Consider the following 22,210-nt stretch of genomic DNA (forward strand, 5'->3'; position numbering starts at 1 on the left):
GCAATGCCAGAATTATCTTAACCAAAGCGGAGCTCACCATGATGCCCACACAGCATGTCACCATTCAGCGCTATCGGTCGGAGTTTCAGGCTGGAGTTGTCGATTTGATCCTGCCGATCCAGACCGAAGAGTTCGGCATTAATATCACGGCGGAGCAGCAGCCGGATCTGAGAGATATTGAAAACTTTTATCAGCAGGGCAGCGGGGATTTCTGGCTGGCTCTGGTGGGCAATAAGGTGGTGGGCTGCATCGGCCTGAAGGATATCGGCAACCAGCAGGCGGCGCTGCGCAAGATGTTTGTTGCGGCAGAATGGCGCGGCAGGCAGCACGGCGTAGCCTCGGCGCTGTTGAACACGCTGATCATGTCGGCGCGCGATCGCCGCGTAAAGGACGTGTTTCTTGGTACCACCTCCGCCTTCCTCGCCGCGCATCGTTTTTACGAAAAAAATGGCTTCAGTGAAATCCTCCCCGCGGAGCTGCCCGCCAGTTTCCCGCTGATGGCGGTTGACAGCAAATTCTACCAGTTCAGCTTCTGAATTATGGCGCCGCCGGGCGCCGTGATAATCACCGCCCGAAATTTCTCTCTGACACATCTTGTAATAATCAGCCGCTCGTCGTAGCATCGCCACGTAATTGCGATATTGATAATAATAATCATTTTCTTTTATGAGGTTGGCTATGACGTTCTGGGGTAAAGCATTAATCGTTGCTGGCGGGTTGCTCTCATCCGCCAGTCTGCTGGCCGCGCCGTTCGTGGTGGAAGATGTCAGCGGGCGTAAAGTTGAGATCAAATCCGAAGTGCAGCGGGTGATCCTCGGTGAAGGGCGGCAAATCTACCTGCTGGCCGCATTTGATACCGATGCCCCGTTCAAGCGCGTGGTGGGCTGGCGTGACGATCTTCCCAAAGCAGACTTTGACAGCTACCAGGTCTACGCGAAAAAATACCCGTCTATCACCCGGCTGCCAACTTTTGGCGGCGCGAAAGATGGTACCTTCAACGTTGAGCAGGCGCTGACGCTGAAGCCGGATCTGGTGCTGATGAATCTTGAGTCAAAAGCCGCAACTGATGAATCCCAGCTGACGGAAAAACTGGACAAGCTGGGCATTCCGGTGGTGTTTATCGATTTCCGCGAGAAGCCGTTTGAGAATGCCGAGAAAAGTATCCGCATCATGGGGCAGCTGGTAGGCAAGCCGCAGCGGGCGGAGGAGATTATTGCCTTCCGCCAGCAGCAGATCGACATCGTTACCGATCGTCTGAAAAACTTTCAGGGTACACGGCCTAAAGTGATGCTGGATAGGGCGGGTGGCTATACCGAAGAGTGCTGCATGTCATTCGGCGATGAGAATTTTGGCCGCATGGTCGAAGTGGCTGGCGGGATTAATATCGCTAAAGGGCTGATTCCCGGCACCTTCGGCACCCTTAATCCGGAGCAGATTATTGCCGCCCGCCCGGATGTGGTGGTGGTGACCGGCGCTAACTGGAAGAACTACAACACCGCCGGAGGCTGGGTCGGAGTGGGTCCCGGCGCCAATATCAGCGAAGCCACCCAGCGGCTGACGGCGCTGATGGCCCGCCCGGCATTTCGCACGCTGCCGGTGGCAACCAACGGGAACGCGCACGCTATCTGGCACCAGTTTTACGACAGTCCGTACCAGTTCGTCGCCATTCAGGCGCTGGCAAAGTGGCTGCATCCTGAGCTGTTCAAGGATATCGACCCCGATGCCACCTTCCGCGAGTTCCACCAGCGTTTCCTGCCGATCGACTATCAGCCGGGATACTGGGTGACGTTGAAGCCGAAACATTAAGCAGTTCACAAAGGATATGGCCGCCTGGCATTGCGGTCATTATTCTCTGAACAATATTTTCGCCAAGTTGACTGACTTCATTAAACAGCGTGGTTATTAGCATTCAGTAATCTTAAAAGAGCGTTAGCGCTTTTTATGAACTAAAAATCAAAAATCTGAGTATTAATTTTCGGGTTTTCAGCACTTATTATTATTCTTTTAAGTAAGGGACTGCATATGAGAATAAATTTTTCAGCACTTTGGAACGCACACCCTGAAGTGAGTGGGGAAGAAAACCCTTGTCGCCTGAAGGATGGTCGCAAAGCATTTGATGACCAATGTGCGATACGAATTGGTGTTGCACTGACTCGATGTGGCTATGATATGACAAAATTACCGGGACGATTTTGTTGGTATCACTCCAAAAGCGAGGGCCACATCCTTAGAGCAGAGGAGCTGGCGAGCGCGTTGAGAAACGCTAATATTCCAGGAGTTCGTCCGATGGTCAAAATAGATGTTAAAAATTTCGAAAAAGTCCTCAAAACAGAGCGAGGAATTATCTTCTTCAAGGATTATTGGCGGCGGGGAAATGAAAATTTCCTCAATCGCAGTGGAGATCACATAGACTTGTGGAATGGTGAACGGCTGACATCAAAGTTAAGTTACTTTCGTATTAACTGGGGGTTAAACATTGAGGGGATCTGGAGCAGTTTTGCCAATGCGAGAGAAATCTGGTTCTGGAGTGTGATATGAGAAAACTAAAGATTACTTTCTTCACCCTTCTCGGGGCACTATGTGGGGCTGGATTGATGTATCTGCTGTTGCCGGCTATCTGCGCCATTTTTGTCGGCCCAATCTATGGTGAAGACCAGATGTCACAGAATTTTGCAATATTCTTAATTGGCACCCCAGTGCTTGCTATCACAGGGGCGGCTACCGGTTGGTTCACCGCCTGCAGGCTGATCCATTCCCGATAGCAGCGGTTAAAAAAGCAGGGGCCAACCCTCATTTCGATCGGCCCTTTGCCTCTTGTTAACCGTGCGCGCCTGCGCCTGGCTCACTCAGCTTCTGCAAATCTTTATCCACGAAGAACAGCGCCTGGCCGCTGTTGCCTACCAGCGCCAGCTTATCCAGTACGGATTTAAACAGCTTCTCTTCTTCGTGCTGCTCAGCCACATACCACTGCAGGAAGTTGAAGGTCGAATAGTCCTGGGTGGTGATCGCCGCGTGCGCCAGCTCGTTGATTTTTCCAGTGATCAGCTGCTCGTGCTGATAGGCCTGTTCCAGCACTTCGTGCAGGGAGTTAAAGGTCACCGGAGGTGCCTCAATCGTACCCAGCACTGGCATCGCGCCGGTGTCGCTCAGGTAGTTGAACAGACGCTGCATATGCTGCATCTCCTCATTAGAGTGCTCACGCATAAAAGCAGCCGCGCCCTCAAAACCTTTGTCGTTGCACCATGCGCTCATCTGCAGGTACAGGTTGGCAGAATAGAATTCCAGATTCAGCTGATCGTTCAACTGAGCAGTCATTTCGTTAGTCAGCATGGTGACTCCTTTAATTTATTTATAGGGTGAAGCAAACAGGTGATTTCTGCGCATTATGCATGCATTAAGAACAAATAAAAACCGTTTTATATAGCAAAGGCTAAATTAAATTTGCTTACCTAAAGTTATGATTGGTAAGTGATAATCATTCCTTGCTGAATCTAAATTGTTCTGTTTTTTAAATAAGTTTGATAATTATTCTTATTAATAACTGGCGGGTTAAAAAAGCGAAATGAGAATAACTTAGATATAAGATATTTCTAATAACTGATGATTTTTATGAGGTTAAGTGCCTTTACCCTTAAGGTAAAGGCACACCGCAAGAGTCAGAGCGTTTCGCTTACCAGGCGGTCGAGTATCGCCTGGGCAGTTTTAATATCGGTGACCAGCGCGTTGATCATGCCGGAACGCACGGCGCCGATGATCCCGGCCGCTTTTTCCGGGGTGGCGGCCACGCCAATGCACAGTGGCGTGCGGCGCAGCTGATCGGGGGAGGCGGCGATCATGCGCTGTTCCCCCTCCCAGTCCAGCACTTCTCCCGCTTCGGTAACGTAATGGCGCAGCACATCGCCAGCGGCATGGCTCAGCGCCTGCTCGTCCGGCGTGGCGGTGCTGGCTTCCATCGGCTGCGGCGCATGATGCGTCAGGCCCACGCCGACAATCGCCACGTCAAGCTTGTCCCACAGCGAGGTAATTTGTTGCACGCCGGGGTCGCAAAGAAACGCATCGCGCAGCAACGGGGAGGAGATATAGGGCGCATGCAGAAAATGCGGTGTGCCACCCATCTGTTCTGCGGCCTGGCGCACAAATTCGTTAATCTGAAAATGCGCCGCCGCCTGCTGCATTCCGCCGTTCAGCGCCACGGTTATGACTCCCGGCAGGCGCGGCAGACCGGAGAGCGTGACTTCACGCACTGCCCGCCCCCAGCCGATACCCACCACAGAACCGCTAACCAGATCCGCTTGCTGCAGCAGCGAGGCGAGCGGAGCGCTCAGCGCGCTCAGCACGTTTGCGGGTGGCGACTCCACTACCGCTGCACTTTTTAACCCCAGTTGAGCAATGAGATCGGCGGTGATCTCCTCGGGGGACGTCAGCTCAATCACCTCGATCCGCACGATCCCCGCCGCGCGCGCTTTGGTCAGTAGACGCGAGATGGTAGCGGTGGAAACGCCCAGTTTTTTAGCGATATCAACCTGCGACATATCGGACTGATAGTGCAGCTTCGCCACCATGTGCATCATCGCCCGGGTGGTGGCGGGATCTTGTAAAAGTGGTTCTTTCAGGTTGTAATTCCTTTCTGCAATGTATTACACTCAGTTCATCGGTTGGAGAATTATTGCGCAACACCAGACAAATTGCAATGTGCACAGGTGGCAGAAACCCCTGACAGGACAGGAGATTCAGCGGAATCAGCCCGCGGTCGTGCACACAGGCTAAAGGTAACTTTCTGGTCGTCGATGACGGCTTTTTTTACCCTAGTACTAAGTGAGGACCACCCTATGTCACACATGTCTACTTCCGAACTGCGCGGCTATCAGCAAATTTGTGGCAGCAACGGCGCGATGCTGGTGATCGCCTGCGATCAGCGCGGGGCCATGCGTACCCTGCTGAGCGCCGACCCGGAACAGCAGAAAGCGATCTCCGAGCAGCAGCTGGGCGGCATTAAAGCCGATATCACCCGCTATCTTGCCAGCCAGGCCTCTTGCGTATTGGTGGACGCCGTCTGCGCGGTGCCGGATCTGGTTGATGACGGCATTATTGCCCGCGATACCGCGCTGCTGATCGGCCTTGACGCATCCGGCTTTGACACCACGCCGGAAGGCTACCGCAATTCGCGCCTGGTGGAGGGCATCAGCGCCCGCCGCGTGCGCGAACTGGGCGCTAACGGGGGGAAAATTATGGTCTATTTGCGCGCCGATCGCCCGGACGCCAACGGTCATAACCTCGATATTCTGCGCCACTGTATAGAGGACTTCGCCCGTGAAGACCTGCTGCTGGTGGTTGAGTTCCTCACCTACGCTCTGCCCGACGAAAGCGAAGAAGCGTATAAAAGCCGCGTGCCGTCGCTGATCTACGAAGGCACCAGGCTGTCGCTGGAGCTGGGCGCCAAAGTGCTGAAAATCCCTTATCCTGGCTCGGCCAAAGACTGTGCAGCGATCACCGAACTTGCCGGGGACGTGCCGTGGGCGGTACTCTCGGCTGGGGTCGACCACAGCACCTTCTTAGGCCAGGTGGCGGATGCGATGAGCAACGGTGCTTCCGGCGTGATTGCCGGGCGAGCGCTGTGGAAGGACTGCATCTCGCTCGATCACCGCGTCACCCGTGAAAAGCTGGAGACGCTGGCTATCCCGCGCCTGCGTGAAATCCAGGCGGTGATTGGCAAACATTTCCAGCCGCGTACTACCACAGAGGAAAGCACCAGCCATGCCTGATATGTCCACTCTGCAGCCCACTGCCCAGCAGCCCGGCGCTAAACGCCTGGTGATGGTTAACGGCGTACCCGCGTCGGGCAAGAGCCATATCGCGACCCGGCTGGCAACGGAAACCGGCTGGCCGCTGCTGACGCTGGACACGATTAAAGAGCCGTTTATGCGCCAGCTGACCGGCGTGGATCGTCCGATGAACCGTAAGCTGGGCATTGCGGCTTATCAGGCGATCTGGTCGATTATTGCGGCGGCACCTGCGGGGAACACCTTTATTGTCGATGCGTGGTTTGGCTTTCAGCCGAAGGCGGATCTCGAAGGCTTTATCTGCGGTGCAGGCATTGAAACGGTGGCAGAGATCTGGTGCCAGATCCCAGGTGAACTGGCGGCACAGCGCTACGCCGCGAGGCTGAATACACGCTTGCCGGGTCATCCGGGGGCGGAATATGTCGCCGAACTGCAGTTGCTAGCCGACAGCGCTGAGCCGATGAGTCTGGGGCCGGTATGGCTGGCCGATCAGCGCAGCGACATCGACTTCAGCCAGTTAACCCAGTGGGTGCGGAAGATCATCGAACGGGGGTAATAAACCTTTTAACTATCGCCGATAATTAAAGCCGATCTTTCCTGAGGGTTCACAGGAATTAAATTAATGACGAATACTGGTTGAAATAACCAGCTTGATGCCATGGCTTTAATTTTAATTGAGTGATATTTAATTATTTATTATTCAATAAGTCAGTTTGATCACGTTTTTAATATTCGACAGAAAGTATAGTGAATTAACTCTCTGAACAATAAACAAGGGCAGCCGAATGTTAACCGACTGGATTAATAACAGTAATCTGAAACTGTTAACGCATACTGATAACTGGCAAAAAGCGGTAGAGATTGCTCTGCAGCCGATGATCGATAATGGTGCAGTGGAACCCCGATACCTTAATGCTATTTATGATATGCATAAGCAGATTGGCCCCTATTATGTGCTGGGTGAAGGTATTGCGATGCCGCATGCCCGGCCAGAAGAAGGGGTTATCAGAACCGCGCTCTCTTTATTAATTGTTTCAGAGGGCGTGAGTTTTGGCAGTGAAGATAATGACCCGGTGTACGTGATATTTGCCCTGGCTGCTGTCGACAGCCATTCTCATATTGAAATGATCGCCAGTCTGTCACAGCTGTTTTGTGAAGATGGCGTAGTCGAGAGGCTGCGCCAGGCGAGAGAACCATCAGCAGTGCTGGAGATTTTACGCCAGTTCTGAACCCCGGAGCGGTCAGGGGAAGGGATGCCCGTCAACATACCCGCAGTCAGTAGTCGCGGACTAACAGACACTTAATTAAGGTATGACTGATGAAAAAATTATCCATTCTGGCGGTATGTGGCGCCGGGCTTGGCAGCAGCTTTGCCTGCGAAATGAGTATTGAAGCGGCGCTAAAAGACCTGGGTGTCGATGCAGACCTGTCGCACTGTGATATATCCAGTGCCACCTCATCTCGCGTTGATATTATCATGACCGGTGAAAACTTCCGTTCACAGTTTCAGCATTACACCATTAACTCCACCATTATTTACCTCAAGCGGCTGGTGGATAAAAACGAAATAAAAACAAAACTAGAGCCAATCCTTAAAGAGAAAGGCTATCTTATTTAATTTTCTCATTTAAATCCGATTATAAGTGAACAGGGGAGTATTATGTCTTTCCTTACCTTTATTGTCCATGATGTACTGGGGCAGGCGTCAATTCTTATTTCATTGATTGCCATGATCGGCCTGATCGCCCTGAAAAAAAGCCCCGGACAGGTCATAACCGGAACATTAAAAACGTTACTGGGTTTTTTAGTTCTGCTATCCGGTGCCAGCATTATTGTCGCCACGTTGACCTTCCTCGGGGAGATATTCCAGAAAGGCTTTAATATGCGCGGCGTGGTAACCGATGTGGGTTCTATCGCCGGGATTGCACAGCAAACTCTCGGCCGTGAGACGGCGTTGATCATGGTGGTGGCGTTTATCGTCAATATCCTGGTTGCCCGCCTGACGCGCTGGAAGTATATCTTCCTCACCGGGCAGGCCTCGCTGTGGATGGCGACCGTCTGTTCGGTTATCGGCTACATGGGCGGCCTGCGCGGGGTGGAACTGATCCTGCTCGGCGGGGTGATTGCCGGGCTGATGGCAGTGCTGATGCCGGCGATTGCGCAGCCGATTGTGCGTAAGATCACCGGCGGTGATGATATCGCCCTCGGGCACTTCTGCACTATCGGCTATATGGTGCAGGCCGGGGTCGCTAAAGTCACCGGCGACGTCAGCAAAAGCACCGAGGATATGGAGCTGCCACCCGCGCTCTCCTTCCTGCAGGATACTTATCTGTCGATGATGGTGGTGATGATCCCGATCTACCTGATCCCGGCGATTGCGGCCGGTCCGGAAGTGGTGGCGGCATCCTCTAACGGCGTCAACTATCTGGTATACGCCTTCCTGCAGTCGATTCAGTTTGTGGTTGGCGTTTACGTGCTGCTGGCCGGGGTGCGCCTGCTGCTGGCGGAGATCGTCCCGGCGTTTCGCGGCATCGCCCTGCGCGTGGTGCCGGATGCGGTTCCGGCGCTCGACTGCCCGGTGCTGTTCCCCTATGCACCGAACGCGGTGATTGTCGGCTTTATTTCGACCACCGTCGGCGCGGTGATTGGCATGTTCCTGTTCCCGTGGGTTGGGCTGGCGATGATCCTGCCGGGCATGCTGACTAACTTCTTCGCAGGCGGCACCGCAGGCATCTTTGCTAACGCGGTTGGCGGGCGGCGCGGGGCGATTATCGGCGGCGTGTTCCACGGGCTGTTTATTACCCTGTTACCGGCGCTGCTGCTGCCGCTGCTCGGTCAGTACGGCTTCCAGAACGTCACCTTTAGCGATTCGGACGTGATCGGCGTCGGTCTGGTGTTTGGCCACATCCTTAACTTCTTCCATTAATTAACCGGAGGCTTTATGGACGCAATTGACAAGATCTTACAGCAGGGCCTGGCGCCGAAGGAGTGCGCCGCCGCGCTTAACGAACTGGGTAAAGCATTCTCTGAGTCGGGTGACGGCGACAGCGCCATCCAGTGCTGGGAGCAGAGTATGGCCAGCTACGGTAAGCCGGGCTTTGCCCAGGCGCAATTGATGAAGGCCTACAACGCCAAACGCCGCGCCTGCTCGCAGGCCGGGGACGGCAAAGGGATGGAGCTGTACTCAGAGAAAATTGACGGCCTGATGCAGCAGAGCAAGGACGCAATCCGCTACGGCTTTTAAGCCCAAATCACTGCGGCGACCCGGCCCGGGCGTGGATACCGGTTAACGGTGAAGGTTATTTAACTAACTAATTATAAAGGTTTTTTTGAAATTTAACCTTTGTCAATTCGGAGGGTATGGCGCTATAGTCGGCGCGGCGCTTGAGGCTTTTTGCCTCATGTGGCCGGTCGTGATGCTGGTTTGTAGTGAGGCAGAAAGAAGAAAGCCCCGTAAGTTAATTTTCATTAACCCACGAGGCTCATCCTATGCATCAACAACATCAGGATAGCCCCTTACCCGCCGCAAGGCAAGGAGCCACAGGCTATGAAACTGCCACGCAGTACCCTTATCTGGTGCATATTAATCGTGTGTTTCACACTGTTAATATTCACCTGGCTGACGCGAAAGTCGCTGTGCGAAATTCGCTACAGAGATGGAGACAGGGAGGTGGCGGCTATCAGAAATCCATCTTCACGGTAAACTGCACTTCACGCGGGTCGCCAATCTGGTTGGACAGATTATTGCTGGCGATAGACGAGGTGTAGTAAGTCTTATCAAACAGGTTCTTCACGTTGACCTGCAGGGTGACCGGGTTCTGCGTCTTGATCTTATACGAGGCAAACGCATCGGCCACCGCATAGCCCTGCAGCGAATAATCCTCATCGTTGTCGCCGGAACGGCGGCTGACCGCGTGGCCGCCGCCGCCGACGGTCAGCGTATTACCGCCGATGACGTTGTGGAAATCGTAAGTCAGGAACAGCGAGCCGGTGTGACGCGGCACGTTAGGCAGCATCTTGCCCTGATAATCCGGGTCTTCCAGCACTTTGGCATCGGTATAACCGTAGCTGGCGATCACGTTAACGTTCTGCGTCAGCGCCCCGGCGACATCGACCTCAACGCCGCGCGAACGCACTTTTCCGGCGGTTTTCGCCACGCTTTCGCCGTTCACCGTGTCGGTATACAGCACGTTACGCTTGTCGATGTTGAACAGGGTGACGTTAGCGGTCACGCCGCTGAACAGGTCGAACTTGGCACCCACTTCATATGAGGTGGCGGTTTCCGGCGGCAGCTCGCCGATGTAGCTGGCGATAGAATACTGCGGCATAAACGACTGCGAGACGTTACCGAAGAAGGAGACGTTGGGTGCGGCCTTATACACCAGGCCAAATTTCGGCACCCAGCGGCTGTCGCGGCTGTCGGTATTGACGTTGAACGGGCGGCCTTTACCGGCGTATTCGGTGAAGGTGGTGTAGCGCATGGCGCTGACGGCAATCCACTTATCGTTCAGGTAGAGCGAGTCCTGCACGTAGCCGGAATAGCTGACCTGCTTGATAGTCTGGTCGCTGTCGGAGGCCGACACGGTAGTGCATTTGCCGGTTGCGCCGTAGGACGGATTGTAGATATTGAAATCTTTAACGTTTTTGCAGCGGATCATATCGGTGCGCAGCAGATCGTAGTTCTCATACGACAGCCCGGTGAGGATCTCATTATACAACCCGCCGATCACCACATCGCCCTGCAGGTCGAAGCGCGCGGAATGCTGGCGCTGGGTCGATCCCTGGGTGGCATCGACGCGGCGTGTCAGGTTGCCGGTTGCCGCATCATAGGCCATCACGCGTGCCTGATTATCGCTGTACTTATCCTGGCTGAAGCTGTAGTCAAACTTAGCCGTCCACTGATTGTTGATGCGGTACTCGGTGTTGAGCTGCGCGAGGTCGGATTCGCCGTCGGTGATATTGTAAGCCTCGTCAAAGCGCGTTTCGCGGCTGACGTTGACCGCATGGCCGGTATCCAGGTCAAAGATAGTGCCGCGATCGAACGGCGTGCTGTAGTTACGGTGTGCGTAAGAGACGTTTACCGTCGCGTCATCGCCAAACCAGGTCAGGGAGGGGGCGATAAAGCTGCTGCGCTCGCTGCCGAAATTACGCCAGTAATCTTCGTGCTGATATGAGCCGATCAGGCGGTAAGCAAGCCGGGTTCCGGCGATCGGGCCAGTCAGATCGACGCTGCCAGTACCGCCCCCGAAGCTGGTGGAGGTCGCTTCAATCGCGCCGCCAAAAGTGGTCTGCGGGCGCTTGGTGATGACATTAATCATTCCGCCCGGATCGAGAATGCCGTACAGCGTTGAGGCCGGGCCCTTTAACACTTCCACCCGCTCGGTGGCGGCGTTGAAGCTGCGCGGCAGCACGGTTTTTAGCCCGTTAGTCATCACCGAGCCGTCGCGATTACTGCCGAAGCCACGGCGTACAAACGCATCCTGAGTGCCGCCCAGCGTGTTGGTCTGTACCACGTTGCTGACGTTATTCAGCACTTCATCCAGCGTGGTGGCGTGCTGATCCTGAATCACCCGGTCGCTGACGGTATTCACCACTTGCGGAATATCCAGCAGCGGCATATTGGTCAGGGTGGCGGTGGAGGAGCTGAGCGGCTGATAGCCGGAAGTCATTGCCGCGTCTGCGTCAGCGACGCTGGCCTCTACGGTCAGCGTCCCGCCATCGCTGGCATCCGCTGAAGTTTTTGCGCTTTCCTTCTCCGCTGCAAGAGCGGCAGGCGAGGCCAGAGCACCGACAAACATCAGTGAAAATAAAGCCGATCCTTTTTTCCCCAGAAGCCAGGATAATTCTTTCATTGGTTCTTTTTCCCGCAAGCGATTCTCTCCCCTTTCCGGGGATGATGGTGAGTTATTGTCATTGCCCGATGATTGCGTCTCTGCGCAGCGCTATCCGTGAGACCCGGCAAACGGGAGTCGGATATGTAATTGAGAATCATTCAAACACGTAGTGATGTAGTAGTAAACGTAAAAAACAGCAATCAAACCGACAAGAATAAAAGCGGATTATTGTCCTGTTTTATTTAAGGTTGTTTTTTATTAGTCAATTGAAAATAAAAGGTATTATATTTATTTATCTTTCCTGTTATTTCCATAAAAAGGGTGAGCCTGCGCGGTAGTTCAGCTCGCTATTAGTTCTTGACTACTACAGTCATTCTACGCATGATCGAGAAAACGAATGAGAGTTATTTTTATTTGATACCTACGCGCGCGCTGGCTCTGCCGTCACGCCGTGGCGGTGCAGGAGCCAGCAATGCCACAGCGGGTGGAGAACACAGCAGATGAAATCACTGCGCCAGCAGAGCACGGAATGGTCCTTGACCAGCTGTCAGCAGGTTACGGCAAGCAGCTGATTGTTAATGGCGTCAGCCTGCACATTCCGCACGGCAAAATGACCGTACTGGTGGGGGCTAACGGCTCCGGCAAGTCAACGCTGCTGACCACGATGGCGCGCATGCTGTTACCGCTGGGCGGCAGCGTGCGGCTCGACGGCAAATCCATTCATCAGCAGCCGACCAAAGCGGTAGCGCGCCAGCTCGGCATGCTGCCGCAGTCGCCGCTGCTGCCGGAAGGGCTGACGGTGTTTGAGCTGGTATCGCGCGGGCGCTTTCCCTGGCAGGGGTTTATGCGCCAGTGGTCAGCGCAGGATGAGCAGGCGGTGGAAGAGGCGCTGCGCCTGACCGGCACGCTGGAGTTTGCTCATCAGCCCGTCGACAGCCTCTCCGGCGGGCAGCGTCAGCGCTGCTGGATCGCCATGGCGCTGGCGCAGCAGACCGCCACTATCCTGCTGGATGAACCGACCACTTTCCTCGACCTGCGCTACCAGGTGGAGATCCTCGAACTGCTGCACGACCTTACGCGCCTGCATGGCCGTACCGTGGTGGTGGTGCTGCATGATCTTAACTTTGCGGTCAACTACGCCGATATGCTGGTGTTCCTCAAGCAGGGGCGACTCGCGGGCGTGATTAACGAGGGTGAAAGCTGCACTCCGGAGTTGATCAAAACGGTGTTCGACGTCGAGGTGCAGATGTCGCTTAACCCGCTGACCGGCAAGCCTCTCTTTATGCCATTTCGCCGCCGCGAGACACCTGCCGGATGAGCGCTCTCGCCGCTATCCTGCGCCGTCGTCGCGCTCGCCCGTTCAGCGCGCTGCTGACCCTGCTGGCGCTGCTGCTGGCCTGTTCGCTGGTGCATCTCGGGCTGGGGGCGCGCTATATCGGCCCGGCAACCGTGCTGCGGGCGTTACTGGAGTATGACCCGCGCAACTTTGACCATAGGGTGATTGTCGACCTGCGCCTGCTGCGGCTGGCGGCGGCGCTGCTGACCGGCGCCGCGCTCGGCGTGGCCGGGATGCTGTTACAGGCGGTGATCCGCAACCCGCTCGGCGAGCCGCATATTCTTGGCTTAAATGCCGGGGCGGCGCTGGCGGTGGTCATCAGTTCGGCGCTTGGCGCCAGCTGGGGCGGAATGCTGTTTGGCCGCCCGCTGATTGCCGCCTGCGGGGCTGCCGCGCTGTTTGCCGTCGTGATGCTGCTGGCCTCTGCCGGGCGCAGCGGTTTGACGCCGCTGAAGGTGACGCTGTGCGGCGTAGCGCTCTCGGCCTTTGCCTCCTCCATTACCGCTGCCATTCTGATCCTGGACGAGCAGACTCTGCTGGCCATGCGCACCTGGCTGGCTGGCGATCTTGCCGGGCTGAGCTGGGCAGTGACGGCGGCGGCTACGCTGCCTGCGCTGATCGGCCTGCTGCTGGCGCTGGCGATTGCGCCCTATCTTAACGTGCTGGCGCTGGGGGATGTTGTCGCCAGCGGGCTGGGCGTCAATATCGCCCGTACCCGTCTGCTGGGGCTGATTGCGGCGGCGCTGCTGTGCGGTGCGGCGGTGTCGGTTGCCGGCCCGCTCGGCTTTATCGGCCTGGTGGTGCCGCATATCGTGCGGCGACTGATGACCGATGATATTCGTGCTGGTATTCCGCTGTCGGCGCTGTGTGGAGCCCTGCTGCTGCTGCTGGCGGATATTGCCGCGCGCACGCTGATTGCCCCGCAGGAGCTGGCCACCGGTGTGATGACCGCGCTGGTCGGCGCCCCGGTATTTATCTTTATTGCCTCAAGGTTCTTCAAATGAAAAGTGCCGCACAGCGCGTCGGTTTCCACCGCCTGCAAATGGCGCGCTGCACGCTGCTGCTGCGCCCGCGCCTGCTGATGATTGGCCTGCTGCTGGCCGCCTGCGCCGTGGCGCTACTGGCGTTTGGCCTGACGCAAGGCTCGCTGCCGGTTCCGGCTTCCGCGATTGGCCGGGCGCTGTTTTATCCGCAGCCGCTGCCGGCACAGCAGCACTATATCGTTTGGGATATCCGCCTGCCGCGCCTGCTGATGGCGGCCCTGTGCGGCGCGATGCTCGGCATGGCCGGGGCGGCAATGCAGTCGATCACCCGTAACGGGCTGGCCGACCCCGGCCTGATTGGTGTGAAAGAGGGCACCAGCGCGGTAGTGCTGACGCTGATCCTGTTATTTCCGGCGCTCAGCCTGCTGTGGCGACCGCTGGCGGGGATGGCGGGCGGAGTGATGGTGGCGCTGCTGGTTATGGCGCTGTCGCGAGACTTCTCACGGCCGCGTTTTATCTTGATCGGCATCGGCGTTTCCTGGCTGTTTGCCGCGGGCATCGGCGTTTTTATCACCACTGCCGATGTGCGTGACGTGCAGACGGCGCTGGTGTGGATGGCGGGCAGCCTGCATGCCGCTACCTGGCCTCTGCTGACGGTGGCCTTCGCCTGGGCGCTGCCCGCTGCGCTGATTCTGTTTCTCACTGCGCGCGCATCCGATGTGGCGCTGCTTGGCAATCAGGCGGCAACCGGGCTTGGGGTGCGCCTGCAGCGGCTGTCGCTGGTGCGTTTTTTCGCGCCAGTGCTGCTGACGGCGGCCAGCGTCTCCTGCGTCGGCAGCCTGGGCTTTGTCGGCCTGATCGCTCCGCACATGGCGCGTTTTCTGCTGCGCGGCGGCCAGGTGGCCCTGCTGAGCGGCAGCGCGCTGATTGGCGCTCTGCTGGTGCTGGTCACTGATAATCTGGGGCGGCTGGCGTTTGCCCCGCTGCAAATTCCGGCGGGCATTGTGATGGCGCTGGTTGGCGGCCCGTTTTTCCTGCTGCTGCTGTGGCGGCGGCGCGATATTTTGTAAGCCTTACTTCATGGATATCTGATGCGTATTCTCACTGTTTTCCTGCTGCTGCTGGCAGCTTCGGCGGGCGCGGCTGCACCCACCCAGCAATTTACCGACGACCTCGGGCGCACGGTGACCGTGCCGCTGCACCCCACGCGCATCGTCTCACTGCACGATCTTGATATCACGATTCCGCTGATCGAGCTTGGCGCGCCGCCGGTGGCCAGCCACGGCCGAACGCGCCCGGACGGTAGCCACTTCCTGCGCTCCAGCGGGCTGCTGACCGGGGTCGATTTTGATAACTCCGCTATCCAGTTTATCGGCAGCGCTGACATGGATATCGAAGCGATTGCCGCCGCCAAACCGGACCTGATTATCACCGAACCGAGCCGCAACGTGGCGGTAGAGCAGCTGGAGAAAATCGCGCCGACCGTCAGCATCGATCATCTGGTTGGCGGGGCGCCGCGCATCTACAGCAAGCTGGCGCAGCTCACCGGCACCCAGGCGCAGCTGGCGATCCTCGAACGCCGCTATCAGCAGCAGATCGCGCAGCTGAAGCACGTCGTCGACACGCAGCACATCAGCGTGTCGGTTATCCAGGCTAACAACGGCAAAATTACCGTGCATCACAGCTATCACTCGCTGGGCCGGGTGCTGCGCGATGCCGGGTTCAGGTTCCCGCCGCTGGTCGACAGCATCCCGGACGGGGGCCGCATCGATGTCAGTGCAGAACGCCTGCCGGAGCTGGATGCCGATTACGTCTTTGATACCTGGCGTGCCGATACTGGCGGTAAGCCAGCAGATGAGATCGCCGACATGAACCGGGTCATCCCCGGCTTCTGTGATTTCCTCAAAGCCTGCCGCAGCGGGCACTACATTCTGCTGTCGCGCGATGAGGTGATCTCCAACTCATTCGCTTCGCTCGGCCTGCTGGTGGCGCAAGTTCAATCCCATCTTTCCGGGCGCACGCTGCCGGAAAAAGCGGAGGCGCAATGAGCCTGCCAGGCAGCCGTCGGCGCACCGATCTGTACGGCGAGCGCTTTCGAGCACGGGCGCATCAGCTTTCTCCCCGTTTGTATGCCGTTGCCAGCTATATCAACGAACATCGCCACGTGGTACTGGAACATACGGCCATGGAAATTGCGGTCGCCACGCAAAGCTCCGATGCGACGGTGATCCGCGCCATTCAGGCATTGGGTTTTGCTGGCCTGCGCGATGTGAAATTGACGATGGAAGGCTTTCTCGGGCCGGGGCTGAACTCGGCGGAGAAGATGAACACCACCGTCAGCGCGCTCTCCTGCGATATCAATGCCAGTATCGATTTCGTCATTGAGGGGCACCAGCGCGCCTGCGAAGTATTAAGCGAGCCGAAAAATCGCCTGGCGATGGCGCAGGCCGTGGCGCTGCTGGCCGAGGCGCAGCAGATAGCGATTTTCGGCATTGGTGCCTCCGGCGTGCTGGCGGACTATACGGCGCGCATGATGACGCGCATTGGCACCCCGGCTTATGCGCTCAACCGCACCGGCATTCTGCTGGCAGAACAGCTGCTGAGCCTGCAGCGTGGCGACGTGCTGATCATGATGGGGCAGAAGTCGGCGCATCGGGAGGGGCTGACCACGCTGGCCGAAGCGCGGCGTCTCGGTATTCCGGCGATTCTGCTGACCAATGCGCCGGATTCACGCTTCAGTCGCGAAGCGCATACGGTGATCGTCGTGCCGCGCGGCGGGGAAAACGGCAAAGTGGCGCTGCACGGTTCGGTGCTGCTGTGTCTGGAGATGCTGGTGATGTCGGTGGCATCCACGGCGCCGCAAAAAACCATGAAGTCGATGAAACGCATTCAGGATCTGCACCGTTCGATTGGCAAGAAAGCGTAGTTTTCTCGCAGGGGCGAGGCATGCCTCGCCCGTTTTACCTTGTGCATCGATATGCGGGTCGACCAGAAAAGCGGTCGGCCCCTACAGGATGTGGAGGGGGGAGTAACAGGGTCGACCATTTTTTCGGTCGCCCCGATGTTTTCCAGCTTTACAGATCTGCGCCGTTGCTGGCGATCACCCGCTGATACCAGGCGAAACTCTTCTTCTTAGAGCGCGCCAGGGTGCCAGTACCGTCATCGTTTTTATCCACGTGGATAAAGCCGTAACGCTTGTTGTACTGGCCGGTAGTGAACGATACGCAGTCAATACAGCCCCACGGCGTGTAGCCCATCAGCTCAACGCCATCTTCCAGCACCGCAATCTTCATCTGCTCGATATGCGCCTGCAGGTAGGCAATGCGGTAGTCGTCGTTGATCTCGCCGTTGGCTTCCACGGTATCGTAAGCGCCAAAGCCGTTTTCCACGATAAACATCGGCTTCTGATAGCGTTCCCAGAAGGCATTCAGCGTGTAGCGCAGGCCTACCGGGTCAATCTGCCAGCCCCAGTCGGACGCTTTCACGTGCGGGTTCGGGCGGCTGCCGGGGAAGCCCTCAATATGGCGGCCATCATCGCTGTCCTTGGCGGAGAACTGCACCGCATTGCTCATGTAATAGCTGAAGCCAAGGTAATCGGCACAGCCGTCGCGCAGCACCTGCTCGTCGCCCGGCTGCATCTCGATCTGGTAGCCTTTACGCTGCCACTCTTTCAGGATGTAAGAGGGGTAGTAGCCGCGCAGATGCACATCGCCGAACAGATAGCGCTCGCGCATCGACTCCTGGGCGAACATTACGTCGTCCGGGTGGCACGACCACGGGTAGAGCGGCACAATCGCCAGCATGCAGCCAATCTGCAGCTGCGGGTTAATCTCATGGCCCAGCTTCACTACCTGTGCGCTGGCAACAAACTGGTGGTGCAGCACCTGGTACATCGCCTGCTCTGGCTTATCGTGGTCGGTAAAAATCACCCCGGAGTTGCAGTAGCCAAACAGCGGATAGCGCCAGTTACGCTGGTTGTTGATCTCGTTAAAGGTCATCCAGTATTTCACTTTGTGCTGATAGCGCTTCAGCACCACTTCGCTGTAGCGCACAAAGAAGTCGACCACTTTGCGATTCAGCCAGCCGCCGTACTCCTTGACCAGATGCTGCGGCATCTCGAAGTGCGAGAGAGTGATCACCGGCTCAATGCCGTGCTTCAGCAGCTCGTCAAACAGGTCATCGTAGAACTGTAATCCGGCTTCGTTTGGCTCCTGCTCGTCGCCTTTCGGGAAGATGCGCGTCCAGGCAATCGAGGTACGGAAGCACTTAAAGCCCATCTCGGCGAACAGCGCGATATCTTCTTTGTAGCGATGGTAGAAATCTACCGCCAGGTGATTCGGGTAGTTGAGCGACGGATCGATGCCGTCGGTGATCTGGCGGTCAACGCCGTGGGAGCCGCCGGACAATACGTCAACGATGCTCGGGCCTTTGCCGCCCTCATTCCAGCCGCCTTCAACCTGATGTGCCGCGACCGCGCCGCCCCATAAAAAATCGTTGGGTAACTGCTGTGACATAACCTTTTCCTTATCTGGTGAGATTAACAACGTCCTGGGCGAGGCATGCCTCGCCGCTACAAAATAGTGGAACATCCGCTGGGGGCGGGTGAGCCGCGCCCAGCGAAACCGAGAAATCCGTAGGGATCGGCATGGCCGATCCCTACGGATTTAATACCCGATATCTTTGTGCAAATTCGCGCCGTTGGAGGCGATCACCCGCTGGTACCAGCTGAAACTCTTCTTGCGGTAGCGCGCCAGATCCTTCAGATCGTGCTCGTCGCGATTGACGTAGATAAAGCCGTAGCGCTTGCTGATGCCCTGATGCGTGCTGACCAGATCGATAGCCGACCACGGACAATAACCGAAGATCTCCACGCCGTCGCTGATCGCCAGCTGCAGCTGTGCCAGGTGGTCGCTGAGGTAGGCGATGCGGTAGTCATCATGCACCTTGTTGTCGGCAGTCAGTTCATCAAAGGCACCGAGGCCATTTTCGGTAATAATCAGCGGCAGCGTGTAGCGATCGTATATCTCGCGTGCGGTAATGCGGAATCCCACCGGGTCAACATACCAGTTAAACTGGTTTTTCTTCAGGTGCGGGTTATTGGTGCCGACGTAAACATCCTTATCGATGCCTGCCATCTGCTGATCCACCTTCTGGCTACCTTCGCCCGCCTCATCCTGCGCGGCAGCCACGGTGGCAGAGGCATAGTAGTTGAAGGCAATAAAGTCCGGCTTCGCCTGCTTCAGCAGTTCCATATCTCCCGGATTAATCTTTGGCAGCCAGCCTTTCTCCTGCATAAAGCGCCACGCCACGGTGTTGTAGCGGCCATGGCAGGCAAGGTCGAGGTACAGCCAGTTGCGAATAGAGGTGAAGTTATGGGCCGCCAGCACATCCTCAGGCTTAGAACTGGCCGGATAGACGCAGGAGATATTCGGCGCCGGGCCGATCTTTGCGCCCGGCAGCATTTGATGGCAGGCGATCATCGCCCGCGCCTGTGCCAGCATCATATGGTGATTCTGCTGATACAGGGTTTTATGCGGATCGGGCGTTCCGGCCGGCAGCGTACCGATGACGTCGCCTTTCAGGATCATCATGTTCTGTTCATTGATGGTCAGCCAGTATTTCACCCGGTCGCCATACAGTTCAAAACAGGTGCGGGCGAAGTGCTCGAAGGCGTCGACCGTCGCCGGATCGGACCAGCCGCCTTTCTCCTGTAGCGCCCACGGCAGATCGAAGTGGTACAGCGTAACCAGCGGTTCAATGCCGTGCTGGGTCAATTCGCTCAGCAGCTGCTGGTAGAACTCCACGCCTTTCGCGTTCAGCTCGCCGCTGCCGTTCGGGAACAGGCGGCTCCAGGAGATCGACAGACGGTAAGTCTTCAGGCCCAGCTCAGCGAACAGGGCCACATCCTCTTTAAAGCGGTGGTAGTGATCGCTGGTGACGGTGAAGTCGGTGAGGCGCGGGTCAAAGCTGGCTTTATCAATCACCGATGGCCCTTTGCCATCCTCAAGTGACGCCCCTTCAACCTGGTAGGCCGAAGTGGACGCTCCCCATAAAAATCCGTCAGGGAAGGGCGCTAACTGTGGGTATTGCATCCGGTTCTCCTTGCGTGTTTAACGGGGCAGGCGCGCCTGACCCTCTTTTCGGTCTGCCCGCAGCCTCAGCCCTTGTGCTTCAAGGCCGCAATCTCGCGGTGCAGCAGGATAATCTCTTCTGCCAGCTCGCGGCACAGCATGGCGTTCATCAGGTGGTCCTGGGCATGCACCAGAATCAGGTTCATCGGCAGCTTGCCAACGCCTTCATCCTCACCGATTAAGGCGGTCTGGATCTTATGCGCTGCCTTTGCCGCCGCGGTCGCTGCCGTCAACTGCGCGTCCGCTTCCAGCCAGTCATACTGGCGGGCAGCGCGCAGCGCCTGCATCGCGCAGGAGCGGGCTTCGCCAGCGTTAATGATCAGCTCCATCACCGTGCTTTCCATATCCATCATGCATTCTCCACTGTTTTCAGTTCACCCTCGGACGGGGCAGGGGCTTCTGCTGCCAGTAACTGGCGCTCGTACATCTTGAAAAACGGGTAGTAGATCAGCGTGGAAATCACGATCAGCACGCCAACCAGGATCACCGCACGGAAATCCCAGCCGGTAGACCAGGCCGCGCCAATCGGGCCGGGCGTGGTCCACGGTGCCAGCGACACCACGTGATTGACCAGGTCGGTGCGCGTGGCAACGTAAGCGATCACCGCGTTGACCAGCGGGGCGGTAATAAACGGGATAAACAGCAGCGGGTTCATCACCACCGGGGAACCGAAGATAATCGGCTCGTTAATATTGAACATGCTGGGCACCAGGCCAAGCTTGCCGATTGAGCGCAAGTGCGCCGAGCGGCTGCGCAGGTAGAGGAACACCAGCCCCATCGTGGAACCGGAACCGCCGACCACGATAAAGAACTGCCAGAACGGTTCGATAAAGATCTGGGTAATCGGCTGCCCGGCGTTCAGCTCCTGCTGGTTTATCCCGAGGTTGGTCAGCCAGAAAGCCTGCAAAATACCGCCGACAATCACCGCGCCGTGGATCCCGGCAAACCACAGCAGGTGGCACAGCAGCACCGCAATCAGAATGGCAGGCAGTGAATCCGAGGCGGAGATAATCGGTTTGAAGATCGCCATAATCGCCTGCGGCAGCAGCATGCCAAACTGATCCTGCACCAGCAGGCTGAGCGGGAACAGCGTCAGGAAGATCGCCAGGATCGGGATCAGCAGATCGAACGACTGACGGATCTTTGGCGGCACCTGTTCCGGCAGCTTAAAACCGATATTGTGTTTTTGCAGGAAGTGCATCAGTTCGGTGGCGTAGAGGCTGACAATAATCGCGGTGAAGATCCCTTCCCCTCCCAGCGAACTGACCGGTAACGCGCCGTTAGTTTGCGGCGCGGCCACCACCAGGAAGGACATCAGCGCCAGACAGGCGGCCATAAAGCCGTTCATTTTGTAGCTGATCGCCAGGTTGTAAGCGATGGCGGCGCAGATATATACCGCCATGATGCCCATCGTCATGTTGTACGGCATCATAATCTGTTCGCTGTGGCGCTCAACCATGCCGAGCCACCACTGCGCAAATGCCCACTGGCTGTCGGCACCAAACGGTGGGTGAGCGAACAGCAGCATAAACGAACCGACAATCAGAAACGGCATCGAGGAGATAAAGCCGTCCTTGATCGCCACCACGTGTCGCTGGCTGGATAAGCGTGCCGCAATCGGGCTGATGCGGTTCTCAATGACGCCAAACAGCTTCTCGCTGAGGCTACTCATTTTGCTGCCCCGTTATTGGCAATCATTGCCAGCGCGTCGGTAAGGATCTTCTCGCCGTTCATCATGCCGTAATCCATCATGTTGATAACGGCAATCGGTTTGTGCAGCTTGTCGGCGATCGGTTTGAAATCTACCAGCTTGTACTTGATCTGTGGGCCAAGCAGGCAGCAGTCGTAGCTGCCTATCTGCTGGTTAAACTCATCAAAACCTACGGCATTGATCTCAACATCAATATTTTTTTCCTGCGCGGATTTTTCCATTCGCTGTACCACCATGCTGGTGGACATACCTGCAGCACAACAGAGTAAGATCTTATTCATGGTTGTTCTCCGGTCTGGTTTTTTTAATAAATAGCCGAAAGAACCCCGTTTCTGCAACCGGTTTCATATTCTTTGAATCGTTCTGTGAGCGCGATCCCAATCGCCCGTTATCGCCCGAGTAAAACCTCAGTTTTATGCTGGTAATAGATATATC

At 56.8% G+C, this 22,210-nt stretch carries 24 protein-coding genes and 1 pseudogene; 17 read left to right on the forward strand and 8 right to left on the reverse strand.

Annotation, left to right across the window (positions count from 1 at the left end):
* Nucleotides 1-38: 38 nt before the first annotated feature.
* The 4 genes from ID864_RS11625 to ID864_RS11640 all read left to right on the forward strand — a co-directional run bounded on the left by ID864_RS11625 (nt 39) and on the right by ID864_RS11640 (nt 2,762).
* The gene (locus ID864_RS11625; RefSeq protein ID WP_191149861.1) at nt 39-536 is read left to right on the forward strand and encodes a GNAT family N-acetyltransferase; all 498 of its coding nucleotides are present in this window, start codon (nt 39-41) and stop codon (nt 534-536) included.
* A 142-nt stretch (nt 537-678) separates the two neighbouring features.
* On the forward strand, nt 679-1,806 hold the full coding sequence (locus ID864_RS11630) for an ABC transporter substrate-binding protein (RefSeq protein ID WP_062818078.1): 1,128 nt from the start codon (nt 679-681) through the stop codon (nt 1,804-1,806).
* Nucleotides 1,807-2,022: 216 nt separating this feature from the next.
* Nucleotides 2,023-2,538 (forward strand): T6SS effector amidase Tae4 family protein, encoded by a 516-nt coding sequence (locus ID864_RS11635; RefSeq protein WP_048914642.1) that lies wholly within the window; start codon nt 2,023-2,025, stop codon nt 2,536-2,538.
* Nucleotides 2,535-2,762, forward strand: a complete 228-nt coding sequence (locus tag ID864_RS11640; RefSeq protein WP_048914643.1) for a hypothetical protein — start codon at nt 2,535-2,537, stop codon at nt 2,760-2,762. Before ID864_RS11635 ends, ID864_RS11640 begins: the two co-directional genes overlap by 4 nt.
* 55 nt (nt 2,763-2,817) lie before the next feature.
* On the opposite strand, the gene ftnA is transcribed toward ID864_RS11640, so the two are convergent.
* Both ftnA and ID864_RS11650 read right to left on the reverse strand, forming a co-directional pair.
* Nucleotides 2,818-3,330 carry a non-heme ferritin gene (gene ftnA / locus ID864_RS11645; protein ID WP_048914644.1) on the reverse strand — a complete coding sequence of 171 codons (513 nt, stop codon included), beginning with the start codon at nt 3,328-3,330 and terminating at the stop codon, nt 2,818-2,820.
* Nucleotides 3,331-3,656: 326 nt separating this feature from the next.
* Nucleotides 3,657-4,562, reverse strand: coding sequence for a sugar-binding transcriptional regulator (locus ID864_RS11650; RefSeq protein ID WP_048918057.1), 906 nt, complete (start codon nt 4,560-4,562; stop codon nt 3,657-3,659).
* Between the two features lie 267 nt (nt 4,563-4,829).
* On the opposite strand from ID864_RS11650, the gene ID864_RS11655 reads away from it, so the two are divergent.
* The 8 genes and pseudogenes from ID864_RS11655 (at nt 4,830) to ID864_RS23715 (ending at nt 9,483) form a co-directional block, all read left to right on the forward strand.
* A complete protein-coding gene (locus ID864_RS11655) occupies nt 4,830-5,762 on the forward strand; it encodes a tagatose-bisphosphate aldolase (RefSeq protein ID WP_048918056.1) in 933 nt (310 codons plus the stop codon).
* Nucleotides 5,755-6,336, forward strand: coding sequence for an AAA family ATPase (locus ID864_RS11660; RefSeq protein WP_191149862.1), 582 nt, complete (start codon nt 5,755-5,757; stop codon nt 6,334-6,336). The genes ID864_RS11655 and ID864_RS11660 overlap by 8 nt, the downstream gene beginning before the upstream one ends.
* A gap of 229 nt (nt 6,337-6,565) precedes the next feature.
* Entirely contained in the window at nt 6,566-7,009 is a 444-nt protein-coding gene (locus ID864_RS11665; protein ID WP_099755201.1) for a PTS sugar transporter subunit IIA, read from the forward strand.
* Between the two features lie 89 nt (nt 7,010-7,098).
* Nucleotides 7,099-7,398 carry a PTS sugar transporter subunit IIB gene (locus tag ID864_RS11670; protein WP_062818079.1) on the forward strand — a complete coding sequence of 100 codons (300 nt, stop codon included), beginning with the start codon at nt 7,099-7,101 and terminating at the stop codon, nt 7,396-7,398.
* Between the two features lie 42 nt (nt 7,399-7,440).
* Nucleotides 7,441-8,706, forward strand: coding sequence for a PTS sugar transporter subunit IIC (locus tag ID864_RS11675; RefSeq protein WP_048914648.1), 1,266 nt, complete (start codon nt 7,441-7,443; stop codon nt 8,704-8,706).
* A 15-nt stretch (nt 8,707-8,721) separates the two neighbouring features.
* Nucleotides 8,722-9,024: a hypothetical protein gene (locus ID864_RS11680; RefSeq protein WP_048914646.1), complete on the forward strand. Its 303-nt coding sequence runs from the start codon at nt 8,722-8,724 to the stop codon at nt 9,022-9,024.
* 245 nt (nt 9,025-9,269) lie between these two features.
* A pseudogene (locus ID864_RS23710) lies at nt 9,270-9,401 on the forward strand (DUF5431 family protein); the annotation flags it as partial.
* Nucleotides 9,367-9,483: a type I toxin-antitoxin system Hok family toxin gene (locus tag ID864_RS23715; RefSeq protein ID WP_288499907.1), complete on the forward strand. Its 117-nt coding sequence runs from the start codon at nt 9,367-9,369 to the stop codon at nt 9,481-9,483. The pseudogene ID864_RS23710 and the gene ID864_RS23715, both read left to right, overlap by 35 nt.
* Here ID864_RS23715 and ID864_RS11690 read toward each other — a convergent pair.
* Nucleotides 9,461-11,632 carry a TonB-dependent siderophore receptor gene (locus ID864_RS11690; protein WP_048914647.1) on the reverse strand — a complete coding sequence of 724 codons (2,172 nt, stop codon included), beginning with the start codon at nt 11,630-11,632 and terminating at the stop codon, nt 9,461-9,463. The two genes, ID864_RS23715 and ID864_RS11690, sit on opposite strands and share 23 nt — an antisense overlap.
* Before the next feature lie 454 nt (nt 11,633-12,086).
* Here ID864_RS11690 and ID864_RS11695 point away from each other — a divergent pair, with 454 nt between their 5' ends.
* Genes ID864_RS11695 through ID864_RS11715 form a run of 5 tightly spaced genes read left to right on the forward strand, consistent with a single transcriptional unit; the run spans nt 12,087 to nt 16,859 of the window.
* Nucleotides 12,087-12,932, forward strand: a complete 846-nt coding sequence (locus ID864_RS11695; protein ID WP_048914649.1) for an ABC transporter ATP-binding protein — start codon at nt 12,087-12,089, stop codon at nt 12,930-12,932.
* Complete coding sequence (locus ID864_RS11700; protein WP_048914650.1) at nt 12,929-13,954, forward strand: FecCD family ABC transporter permease; 1,026 nt, start codon at nt 12,929-12,931, stop codon at nt 13,952-13,954. Before ID864_RS11695 ends, ID864_RS11700 begins: the two co-directional genes overlap by 4 nt.
* A complete protein-coding gene (locus ID864_RS11705; protein ID WP_048914651.1) occupies nt 13,951-15,003 on the forward strand; it encodes a FecCD family ABC transporter permease in 1,053 nt (350 codons plus the stop codon). Before ID864_RS11700 ends, ID864_RS11705 begins: the two co-directional genes overlap by 4 nt.
* A 21-nt stretch (nt 15,004-15,024) precedes the next feature.
* On the forward strand, nt 15,025-15,981 hold the full coding sequence (locus ID864_RS11710) for an ABC transporter substrate-binding protein (protein ID WP_099754409.1): 957 nt from the start codon (nt 15,025-15,027) through the stop codon (nt 15,979-15,981).
* Nucleotides 15,978-16,859 (forward strand): MurR/RpiR family transcriptional regulator, encoded by an 882-nt coding sequence (locus tag ID864_RS11715; RefSeq protein WP_048914653.1) that lies wholly within the window; start codon nt 15,978-15,980, stop codon nt 16,857-16,859. The genes ID864_RS11710 and ID864_RS11715 overlap by 4 nt, the downstream gene beginning before the upstream one ends.
* A 148-nt stretch (nt 16,860-17,007) precedes the next feature.
* Here the strand turns inward: ID864_RS11715 and ID864_RS11720 are convergent, their stop codons facing one another.
* The 5 genes from ID864_RS11720 to ID864_RS11740 all read right to left on the reverse strand — a co-directional run bounded on the left by ID864_RS11720 (nt 17,008) and on the right by ID864_RS11740 (nt 22,056).
* Nucleotides 17,008-18,447, reverse strand: coding sequence for a 6-phospho-beta-glucosidase (locus tag ID864_RS11720; protein ID WP_048914654.1), 1,440 nt, complete (start codon nt 18,445-18,447; stop codon nt 17,008-17,010).
* Between the two features lie 150 nt (nt 18,448-18,597).
* Nucleotides 18,598-20,025: a glycoside hydrolase family 1 protein gene (locus tag ID864_RS11725; protein WP_048914655.1), complete on the reverse strand. Its 1,428-nt coding sequence runs from the start codon at nt 20,023-20,025 to the stop codon at nt 18,598-18,600.
* Between the two features lie 65 nt (nt 20,026-20,090).
* Nucleotides 20,091-20,414, reverse strand: a complete 324-nt coding sequence (locus tag ID864_RS11730; RefSeq protein WP_048914675.1) for a PTS lactose/cellobiose transporter subunit IIA — start codon at nt 20,412-20,414, stop codon at nt 20,091-20,093.
* Nucleotides 20,414-21,736 (reverse strand): PTS sugar transporter subunit IIC, encoded by a 1,323-nt coding sequence (locus tag ID864_RS11735; RefSeq protein ID WP_048914656.1) that lies wholly within the window; start codon nt 21,734-21,736, stop codon nt 20,414-20,416. Before ID864_RS11735 ends, ID864_RS11730 begins: the two co-directional genes overlap by 1 nt.
* On the reverse strand, nt 21,733-22,056 hold the full coding sequence (locus ID864_RS11740; protein WP_048914657.1) for a PTS sugar transporter subunit IIB: 324 nt from the start codon (nt 22,054-22,056) through the stop codon (nt 21,733-21,735). Before ID864_RS11740 ends, ID864_RS11735 begins: the two co-directional genes overlap by 4 nt.
* Between the last annotated feature and the right edge of the window lie 154 nt (nt 22,057-22,210).

Origin of the sequence: Erwinia aphidicola (assembly GCF_014773485.1) — a bacterium.
Lineage (GTDB): Bacteria > Pseudomonadota > Gammaproteobacteria > Enterobacterales > Enterobacteriaceae > Erwinia > Erwinia aphidicola.

Bases quoted from the DNA above. Each gene is read 5' to 3' on its own strand.
- ID864_RS11630 (WP_062818078.1), top strand. From the start codon at position 679: ATGACGTTCTGGGGTAAAGCATTAATCGTTGCTGGCGGGTTGCTCTCA.
- ID864_RS11725 (WP_048914655.1), bottom strand. From the start codon at position 20,025: ATGCAATACCCACAGTTAGCGCCCTTCCCTGACGGATTTTTATGGGGA.
- ID864_RS11650 (WP_048918057.1), bottom strand. From the start codon at position 4,562: ATGGTGGCGAAGCTGCACTATCAGTCCGATATGTCGCAGGTTGATATC.
- ftnA (WP_048914644.1), bottom strand. From the start codon at position 3,330: ATGCTGACTAACGAAATGACTGCTCAGTTGAACGATCAGCTGAATCTG.
- ID864_RS11680 (WP_048914646.1), top strand. From the start codon at position 8,722: ATGGACGCAATTGACAAGATCTTACAGCAGGGCCTGGCGCCGAAGGAG.
- ID864_RS11690 (WP_048914647.1), bottom strand. From the start codon at position 11,632: ATGAAAGAATTATCCTGGCTTCTGGGGAAAAAAGGATCGGCTTTATTT.
- ID864_RS11625 (WP_191149861.1), top strand. From the start codon at position 39: ATGATGCCCACACAGCATGTCACCATTCAGCGCTATCGGTCGGAGTTT.
- ID864_RS11695 (WP_048914649.1), top strand. From the start codon at position 12,087: ATGCCACAGCGGGTGGAGAACACAGCAGATGAAATCACTGCGCCAGCA.
- ID864_RS11710 (WP_099754409.1), top strand. From the start codon at position 15,025: ATGCGTATTCTCACTGTTTTCCTGCTGCTGCTGGCAGCTTCGGCGGGC.
- ID864_RS11700 (WP_048914650.1), top strand. From the start codon at position 12,929: ATGAGCGCTCTCGCCGCTATCCTGCGCCGTCGTCGCGCTCGCCCGTTC.
- ID864_RS11705 (WP_048914651.1), top strand. From the start codon at position 13,951: ATGAAAAGTGCCGCACAGCGCGTCGGTTTCCACCGCCTGCAAATGGCG.
- ID864_RS11675 (WP_048914648.1), top strand. From the start codon at position 7,441: ATGTCTTTCCTTACCTTTATTGTCCATGATGTACTGGGGCAGGCGTCA.
- ID864_RS11660 (WP_191149862.1), top strand. From the start codon at position 5,755: ATGCCTGATATGTCCACTCTGCAGCCCACTGCCCAGCAGCCCGGCGCT.
- ID864_RS11655 (WP_048918056.1), top strand. From the start codon at position 4,830: ATGTCACACATGTCTACTTCCGAACTGCGCGGCTATCAGCAAATTTGT.
- ID864_RS11670 (WP_062818079.1), top strand. From the start codon at position 7,099: ATGAAAAAATTATCCATTCTGGCGGTATGTGGCGCCGGGCTTGGCAGC.
- ID864_RS11735 (WP_048914656.1), bottom strand. From the start codon at position 21,736: ATGAGTAGCCTCAGCGAGAAGCTGTTTGGCGTCATTGAGAACCGCATC.
- ID864_RS11635 (WP_048914642.1), top strand. From the start codon at position 2,023: ATGAGAATAAATTTTTCAGCACTTTGGAACGCACACCCTGAAGTGAGT.
- ID864_RS11730 (WP_048914675.1), bottom strand. From the start codon at position 20,414: ATGGATATGGAAAGCACGGTGATGGAGCTGATCATTAACGCTGGCGAA.
- ID864_RS11740 (WP_048914657.1), bottom strand. From the start codon at position 22,056: ATGAATAAGATCTTACTCTGTTGTGCTGCAGGTATGTCCACCAGCATG.
- ID864_RS11715 (WP_048914653.1), top strand. From the start codon at position 15,978: ATGAGCCTGCCAGGCAGCCGTCGGCGCACCGATCTGTACGGCGAGCGC.
- ID864_RS11720 (WP_048914654.1), bottom strand. From the start codon at position 18,447: ATGTCACAGCAGTTACCCAACGATTTTTTATGGGGCGGCGCGGTCGCG.
- ID864_RS11665 (WP_099755201.1), top strand. From the start codon at position 6,566: ATGTTAACCGACTGGATTAATAACAGTAATCTGAAACTGTTAACGCAT.
- ID864_RS11640 (WP_048914643.1), top strand. From the start codon at position 2,535: ATGAGAAAACTAAAGATTACTTTCTTCACCCTTCTCGGGGCACTATGT.